This window comes from Campylobacter sp. RKI_CA19_01116 (assembly GCF_025771405.1).
GTDB lineage: Bacteria > Campylobacterota > Campylobacteria > Campylobacterales > Campylobacteraceae > Campylobacter_D.
In genome coordinates this window covers 1-1719 of sequence record NZ_JAKMQF010000023.1, presented here as the reverse complement: position 1 = coordinate 1719, position 1719 = coordinate 1, and the positions used below count along the sequence as shown (strand labels likewise).

2 protein-coding genes are annotated in these 1719 nt (G+C 25.9%); both read right to left on the bottom strand.

Translation table 11 applies throughout. From position 1 onward, the window contains the following. Positions 1 to 652 precede the first annotated feature (652 nt). Complete coding sequence (locus tag L8U41_RS07815; RefSeq protein WP_263708419.1) at positions 653 to 925, bottom strand: hypothetical protein; 273 nt, start codon at positions 923 to 925, stop codon at positions 653 to 655. Positions 926 to 1059: 134 nt separating this feature from the next. Beyond that, positions 1060 to 1719: hypothetical protein (locus L8U41_RS07810; protein WP_263728259.1), on the bottom strand; the 660-nt coding region annotated here is incomplete at its 5' end.

Here is a 1719-nt window from a genome sequence, read left to right as displayed (position 1 = left end):
GCTTTTTTAAAACACAACTATTACATTTAAAATAGTTATCGTTTTAAACATACAATATCTTTACTAACTTCTAAAACTATCTAAAGCATAGCATTTATATTTTATTTTACAGTATAAACAGGACATAAAATAAAATATTTAGTATAGTATAATGTAGAATTATAGATATTAGAAAAAATTTAAATGGTAATGATTTTAAAAAATGTTTATAGCTTTGAAAAAATAGCTAAAATTATACTAGGGGTTAAATCTTTAAAATAAGATTTAATCTACTTTAGCAATTCATATAATAGCAAATATTCTATTTTTGAAATTGTTTCTTGAATATATTAAACACTTGCTTTTTATTAGTCAGGCAGTATTTTTCTTTGTTAGAATTTAAATCCACAATATTCTTTCCTTGAAATTCACACTCTAAAAATTTTAATATATCACCTATTTAGCAAAACAATATCACTTTTTTACACATTTTTACAATAAAATACAAAGTATGTGCAAAAGTATGTGCAAATGAAAAATATTTCATTAAAGTATGGATATTTAGGAGTTTAGTTGGTAAATTACACGCCTGCTAAATCCACCATTTAAATTATTATTTTATATTTATTTTAATTTTATTATTTCTTATTAGTTTTGCATTACAGCTTGATTTTCAAAAAAACATTTTCCAATGATTTTTTAGTATTTTGATGATATTTTTGCAAATTTCTTTCTTTTTGCTTTCTTCTATTTGAAGCTTATCTAAAAAAGTTTCTTCAAGAGTGTTAATAAGTCGTGTGCATTCTTTTATATCAAATGTTTTTAATTCATTTAAAGATGATAATGCTTTTAATAATAAATCTTTATATTCCATAAGAGTTTTAATATCTACCTCTGAAAGCTGGGCTAACAGAGATAGAAATTGCATAAAATTGTAAAATGGCAAAATAATCCTTTTTTTGCGTATCTATATTGTTAACTTCATTTAAGAAAAAGCCTTATTTATATCATCTACTCTTTTCTTATAACATTTCCAACACTAAATAAGAACTCCAAAGCCACTCATTTATCCATAAAAACCTAATACCATCTTTCCACCGAAATTTCTTGAACATGACCAGCGTATTTTATAACAATTTTTGAATGTTTCGGAGGATCTTCAACTTGAATTGGAGACGAAGTATAACAATCAATACTATTACCTAAAGTATGAATATCATGCGCATCCTCTAAATCGTAAAATAGTCCTGTAATACTTTTATGTATTCTTCCGTAACAAGTTCCATGGAGAAACCCTTCCCATTCTACAGTTATTTCATTTCCTATAAATTTATCCTCAAAACCATCAAAATAAATTTCAAAATTATTATGTCCACCTTCTGGAATGGCTTTTCTTTGTATGACATATTTATCGTTTCCTTGATAAAATCCAACCAAATATGGATTTTTATAAGGCACATCAAAAAGCAATCGAATGCGCTTTTTATAAACAGCTCGCACATTTTTTCTAAAATCTCCTCCTAAAGTTTTAACTATTATTTGTTGAATATTATTTGTGTTTTCTAGTACATGATATTTAGCATGAGCTTCACCTTTATCATTAAAATAATTATCTCGTGGCGAAGTAGGCGTTATTAAAGGGCTACTCAACCACTCTATCTCAGCCTTTGGCTTTCCATTTTTTAAAGTAACATCAAAAAAACCTTCTTCTACAACTTGTTCTGGAGCTTCTATCTCTAT